Source organism: Acinetobacter sp. YH12211, assembly GCF_013418015.1.
Taxonomy (GTDB): domain Bacteria; phylum Pseudomonadota; class Gammaproteobacteria; order Pseudomonadales; family Moraxellaceae; genus Acinetobacter; species Acinetobacter towneri.
The window spans coordinates 48140-54740 of record NZ_VPCW01000015.1 but is presented as its reverse complement, the minus strand read 5'-3'; the positions used below and the strand labels follow the sequence as shown (position 1 = coordinate 54740).

5 protein-coding genes are annotated in these 6601 nt (G+C 42.8%); all 5 read right to left on the bottom strand.

All coding sequences use genetic code 11. From position 1 onward, the window contains the following. On the bottom strand, nucleotides 1-2704 hold a 2704-nt coding region (locus FTU98_RS09020; RefSeq protein ID WP_180051106.1), incomplete at its 3' end, for a hypothetical protein. Then, complete coding sequence (locus tag FTU98_RS09015; protein WP_180051255.1) at nucleotides 2697-4376, bottom strand: hypothetical protein; 1680 nt, start codon at nucleotides 4374-4376, stop codon at nucleotides 2697-2699. The genes FTU98_RS09020 and FTU98_RS09015, both read right to left, overlap by 8 nt. 10 nt (nucleotides 4377-4386) lie before the next feature. Continuing rightward, a complete protein-coding gene (locus FTU98_RS09010) occupies nucleotides 4387-4830 on the bottom strand; it encodes a hypothetical protein (protein ID WP_180051252.1) in 444 nt (147 codons plus the stop codon). Beyond that, nucleotides 4824-5915, bottom strand: coding sequence for a reverse transcriptase/maturase family protein (locus FTU98_RS09005; protein ID WP_180051249.1), 1092 nt, complete (start codon nucleotides 5913-5915; stop codon nucleotides 4824-4826). The genes FTU98_RS09010 and FTU98_RS09005 overlap by 7 nt, the downstream gene beginning before the upstream one ends. 285 nt (nucleotides 5916-6200) lie before the next feature. Continuing rightward, nucleotides 6201-6548 (bottom strand): diversity-generating retroelement protein Avd, encoded by a 348-nt coding sequence (avd, locus tag FTU98_RS09000; RefSeq protein ID WP_180051246.1) that lies wholly within the window; start codon nucleotides 6546-6548, stop codon nucleotides 6201-6203. Between the last annotated feature and the right edge of the window lie 53 nt (nucleotides 6549-6601).

Sequence of the window (6601 nt, the reverse complement as noted above, 5' to 3'; positions counted from 1 at the left end):
TATCGTTGTTTGTCACGGTAGATGACAGTGTTCTTATATCATCTGCCAGTGCTTCGTCACCGCTTACTCTTGCTGTTTGCTCACCAGTAATTAAAGCTCTTAGCGTGGTATCGTTGTTGTTGACTGTGCTATTTAGGGCGGTTATTTGTTCTGCCAGCGCATTGTCTTTAGTGGCTCTTGTGGTGGCTTCACTTGTGATTAAAGCCTTATTGTCTGCTGCTACCGATGATAATGTATTGATTTGCTCTGCCAGTGCATTATCTTGTTCAATCCTTAGCGTCTGCTCAGTTGTAATAGCTGCTGCATTTTCTGCAGCCTTAGCCTCAAGTAGTGTGGCGCGATTAGCTAAAACACCATCTGCATCGGCAGATATGTTTGCTATATCTGATATTAAACCCCTGTAAACCGCATCATTTGTATTTACGGTTGCTGTTAAGGTGGAGATTGCGCTAGCGTTGGCTCTGTCGGCTTCTGCTCTTGCTAGCCGTTCTTCTGATAGTGCTGAATATGATGCAGAAGGCGAAGGTCTACCAATCGCCAACCAGTCAATAAAGTAATAATTATCTGCATCTTGACTGCTTAGAAATTTGATTTTAATTCTATCAATATCACCAACCCACGATACATCGGCTTGAACAACTGATATATCGTTTAAATCCCATGCTGGTTCTGGGATTGTATATGATTCGCCAAAATCCAAGCCATAGAGTAAAACCCCATCCCAAACGGGATTCCCAACCTTCTTTATTCTCGCTCTAAAGTGTGGGTAGCTTGAGCCGCTAATATTCTCTAGTGGCGGGCTAATTAAGTAGTTTTCATCAGCATAATCGGCTGCACGTATATATCCATTTGAGATAATGGGTAGTCCATGTTCGCATGTCCACCCTTCCGTATCATCATCAAAAAACCAGATAATATTTGTGTCAAACTGCTCACCAACACCCGCACTAATAAATGTTAATTCTTTAGATATGGCATCAATCTGACTGGTTCTTACTTCCTGCTCTTCTATGATCAAACCCTGCAGGTCGCCAGTTTTGCTATTGAGCGTACTAATTTGTGCGGCCATTGCCTCATCTGCGGTCACTCTTGCTTTTTGCTCTGTGATTATTGCTGCAGATAGATCATCATTAAACTTTACAACTACTGAATCAACTCTTTTTGCTAATGCTTCGTCACCCTCAATACGTGCGGTCTGTTCACTCCATACACCCGCCAAAACATTTCCGCTTCCTGCTAGTTCATCACTTCCCGCCATGCTTGGATTGACTTGAGCAAACACACCATCAAGCTTAGTAGATATTGCGCTATTTTCGGTTGCTCTGGTTGTTGCTTCTTCGGTAATTAACGCTCTAACTTGGGTATCGTTGTTTATTACGGTAGATGACAGTGTTCTTATATCATCTGCCAGTGCTTCGTCACCGCTTACTCTTGCTGTCTGCTCACCAGTAATTAAAGCTCTTAACGTGGTATCGTTGTTGGTAACTGCACTATTAACGATGTTGATTTGTTGTGATAGTTTTTCATCCTCTGATTGCCTAATCACCTGCTCGTTGTAAACCGCTATCTCAATTGCGCCAGCTCTTGCCTGCGCTTCTTCTAGGATTTGCTGCTGTCTTGTTGCTGCTTCTTCGGTTATAGCCGAAACACGCGCCTGCTGTTCTTCAATTATCCTATTGCTTAACTCTGTGACGCTTTCACTTATTTGTTGTTGCCTTGCTGCCGCTTCATCTAAAAGCTGCTGCTGCCTTATTTCGGCTTCTGCTGCGATTGCTGAAACACGCGCCTGCTGTTCTGCGATAATTTTGTTGCTTAATTCTGTGGCATTGTCATTAATTTGCTGTTGTCGCACCTCAGCTTCTGACAAAATTTGTTGTTGTCTTACTGCGGCTTCTTCTGCAATATCCGCAATACGCGCCTGTTGTTCTTCAATTATTTTATTACTTAGCTGTGTAGTGCTGTCCGCGATTTGCTGTTGTCTTGCTACTGTTTCTGCAGTAATGGCCGCTATTCTTTCTGCGCTTTCTGCAGCTATGGCATTTACTCTGTTCTGTATTTCTTGGGAGATTGCATTGCTATTTAATTCAATCCTTCCTATTTCTGTCTGCAGCTCTTGCGTGAACTGTGAAGCATTTATTTTGCCTGTAAGCTGTTCAATTAAATAACCAATATCCAAGCTGGTTTCAGCATAAACCGAAGGTGCTAAATCCCCCTCTACGCCATATTTACTGATTGTTCTTACCCAATAGTATGCTTTAGCATTGTTCCCAATATAGTCGGTATATACGTCACCAATACTTGAGCCGATTTGAACTGCTGTACCAAAGTCATCTACATCTGAGCGATAAACACGGTTTTCACCGAAGTATTTGCTTGGCTTGGTTTCCCAATCAAGTGTGATTGAGCTATATGCACCGTTGGCTGTTAAATTCATTACGGCGGCTGGAATGGTTAAGTTTACTTCTTCCTGCGGTGCAAATATGCTTTGCAGCTCACCATTGCTGATAGTCGCAATACCAGCGCGCACCAAGTCAGAACGGCGTACCCCAGTGTTTGTAATATCCCTAACGGTACTGGATACCTCTTTAATCCACGTTTGTAGTGTGGGGTCATCCACAACTGGCGTGGCGGCGTTTAGTTTTTTAACCTTGTCTACCGCCTTACTGATAAGGCGTTTTTCAATAAGCTTTCTGAGGTTAGCCATTTTTAGCAAGCTCCAACATAGAAGTGGCCAAAGATATTTCTCTAACTTTTGATGTTGCGGTAATTTCAAATTGCCAATCAAAATGGTTAGAGTGGTTAGGCAGTCTAAATGGCTTCCTGCTGGTTACTTTTCTTGTATAGATTTGCTGCTTATCCGCCACAATAGAAATGGTCACATCGTTGTAATCATCTGCAATAACGGAACACGCTAAAAATCTCGCCCCATCATTACCCACATCAAATAACTTGCTGCGCCATACATAAGGCTTTTTATTTGCTGCTGTATCGTCAAATTTGTAAATATTTAGATCATCGGCTAGAAAAAATAATTCTTCTGTCTGGTGGTGTCTGGATGCTGCTTTGAACCATATATCAAGCTCAATTAAGCCAAAATCTACCTGTAGTGGGTCAAATAAATATGCGCCTTTCTTAACCCCATTGTTATAGAAAAATAGGTATTTTCCGCGATGCTCTACGGCGTGGATGCTTTCTGGTTTTAATGCTGCCCAAGTATCCTTGTCAAAGAATGAATCACTGACTAGCTTTGCGGTTGAACCATACGCCATAACAATGCCGTTAGGACTGGCGTAACACACGCAGGTTGCCATACTGACCAGTGAGCGTTTAGCGATACAAGCTTCATTTATTGGCAACTCACTCACTGTTGTTGATGCGGGGTCAATTCCTGAAATAAGGTACGGTGTACCAGTGGTCGCACATAAAATATAGTTTTCATAGTGACCCATAGCTACAATGTCGTGCTTGAGTGTTATCTCGTAGTCGCGCGGCCAAGCATAAGGGTAGTACGGTACAGTGAAACATGCGATTTTCCCAATAAAAGCGTAATTTACACCCTCTGCTGTAACGCCCAAGCCTTGCAATCCTTGTCTTGGCGTGTCCCAAGTGATTGAGGGTATAGGGTCTTGCGTGTTTACTTCACTGCTATTCATTGAGTCTGTGAACTTTGTTGAAGCCGCAACAATCTCACCCACAAAATATAAATCTGCGCCACCAGATGAATCTGTAAGTGATCTATATATCCTTTTTCTGGAAATAACCCGCCCTGTGCTTGCGTTTGTGTCGGTTAATAGCGTTCCGATTTCCACCGTGCTGTTGTCGTGTGGAACATATACCAGTCCACTAGGTGGACTTGGTGCTGATTCCTCGCCTGTTTCACTCACGTATGTATAAACATACAATCGCGCTTCATCGCTCAAGTCTGCCAACTCATCCTCTGTGTAGGTGCTGCTTGAGCTTAGAATTGTTGGTGCAACTGTTGGTGCAGGTATGCCCACACGATGCCATGTTGCTGGGTTGAAAACTGCACCATTGGTTAATTTTGGTGTGTAAGAGTAGAGAAGATACCCATTATCGCGGCTATCACCTGACCAGTAGATGCGGCGGTACTGGTCATCGGCAATAGGTGAATAGGCTATATCAACAAAATCGACAAACTGAAAAAATCCGTTTGTGTTTGGAAATTTGAAAAAATAAAAAGACTTGGTTTCCGTGCCAATATCATTGAGCTTGTGAACTACTGGTAGCGCGTAAAATGGGCGTAGCACCCCGCTAGTCACATCAACATTTAAAGCCTTTTCTGCTGCCGTATCCTTTAGCTTTGTATTGTGGATACGTGGGAATGAGCCTAAGAAATTTGCTACCTTGATTCGCATAACAAACTCCTTAGAAGGTTAGAGCCTGTGACCAGAGTGCGTCTACTTGTCCTGTAGACAACCCCATTAAGTCTGCCATGGTCAATAAATTTGGGTTTGTTCTAATGAATGTGGTTGCATCCTGCCATTCGATTTTGATGATCTGCTTTTGCATTTCATCTGGGATTTGCTCAATCAGTGCTTCAATATCTGTAAGACTGTAGCCATTTGTCACAAGCGCAAGCCGAAATTGTCGGCGTGTCAATGCGGGTACTGGCGGGGTTTCGTAAGTCACAGCCCAAACGTAATTCTTATCAAACTGCGCCAAAGCATTTAGGATTTTTCGCTTATCCCCACCGCACTGATTAACTAGCTCACACACGCCTGCAAACGCAGGCGTAATTGTGCATCCGCTATCTGTGATTTCGAGTTGATGAATTTCAACGCCTTCTCTGTTCGATACAAGCTTTAACATTTTAAATCCTCATGTTTAGGCAATAAGACATAGCTCGTCAAATTGCGGTCTACTTTTCTGTAAAAAACTGCTTTCTTTAAAATTGATTTACGCAAGCCGTAGCTTTGTGCATGTGAAGCATGAGCAAGCCAAGATTGCATTGACGCTTGAATGCGCTTGGCTGGAATCCTGCCTTTGCTGTACTGCTTTTTCATAAAACGGATTTTTCTATGAATCCGTGAGATTGAACTTTTACGCACACGCCTGTGCGTTGGCCACATTTGATAACCCAAAAAATCCAATGCCCTGCCATTCTTTGCTGACACTGGGAAAATCTGTGTTTTGGCATTGGTCTTGAGTTTTAATCTTTCAAACAAAAATCGCTCTATATCTATGCGTAAATGCCGCAAGTGATCTTTGTCGTGATGAAAAATGCAAAAGTCATCCATGTAGCGTATGTAATATTTCTCACATAGCCGATGCTTCACGTATTCGTCTAATTCGTGCATGTAGATATTTGCGAAAAGCTGTGATGTTAAATTGCCGATGGGTAAACCCACCCCACCGCCCGATGAGTCAATAATTTCATCTAACAATTCCAGTGTTGCTTTACATGCGATCTTTTTTCTAACAAGCTGCTTCATCACAGCATGGTTAATGCTGTAAAAGAATTTTGAAATATCGGCTTTAAACGCATAAAGCTTGCCTGTGTTTCTCAATACTTTTCGCATCATAGCTTGGGCGCGATCTGCGCCAACATGCGTACCTTTGCCGACTCTGCAGGCATAGCTGTCGTAAATAAATCGCTTTTCCCATATTGGTTCTATGATCAACAATATTGCGTGCTGTGCAACACGGTCACGAAATGGAAGTGCTGCAACATCGCGCTCTTTTGGCTCAAATACTTTAAATACGCGATACTCACCTGTCTTGTACGTTCCCCAGATTAATTCGTTCTGTAATTGAATTAAGTTTTCCTCTAAATTCAATTCAAACCTTAGAACTTCGCGCCTGTCACGCTTACCGCGCCTTGCTTTTAAATATGCGTTGTATAAATTTTCAAAGTCATAAATCTGACTAAATAAATTGTTGTACGTGACTGTCATGTATCTCTCAAAAAGAAAGCGGCATAAGTTTTCGCTATTGCTACTCAGCTATGCCGCCTGTTTAGTTTTTTAGACTCTCGTCTAAGGAGTGTGCATCCTTTTAAAGTGTTCTGCCCTAGCTCTCATTAAGAACTAGATTTCTGACACGCTCTAAGAGCTGGACGCGCCCCGATATTCGTGTTCGCGTTCGAGCGGGCGTTATTCAAGTTGAGAGCAAACACGCCCGCATTGGCAGCATTGTTCCAATTGCCGCCGCGGATGGGCGCGTCGTTGTAACGCACACCCCTATTTACTGCTGCCAGCAAATGCTTTAATCCAGCCGCCGACCATGCGGCCAATTTCATTGTTTAGCCTTGACCAATACTCGTATTTCTTAAAATCCAGATAACCCAATTCTTTGGAAATACGGATTTGAGCGCGTAGTAAGTCAAGTTCTGCATCTAATTCCTGTAGCGTGGTCTTTTTGTGATAGCGTTTATTGCACACAACAATCAATCTTAAAACTCCCCACATGACCTGCCTGATTTCTGCAGCGAGTACATGCTTTTCAAATTTTGGAAATTGACGCAAAGCGATATAGCCGTATGCGATCATTTCTTCACACTTTTGTCTGATTAATAAATCACTAGACACAAAACTACCTACAAATCAAAAATAAGAACGTGCGCTATCGCGCACGCAAACAG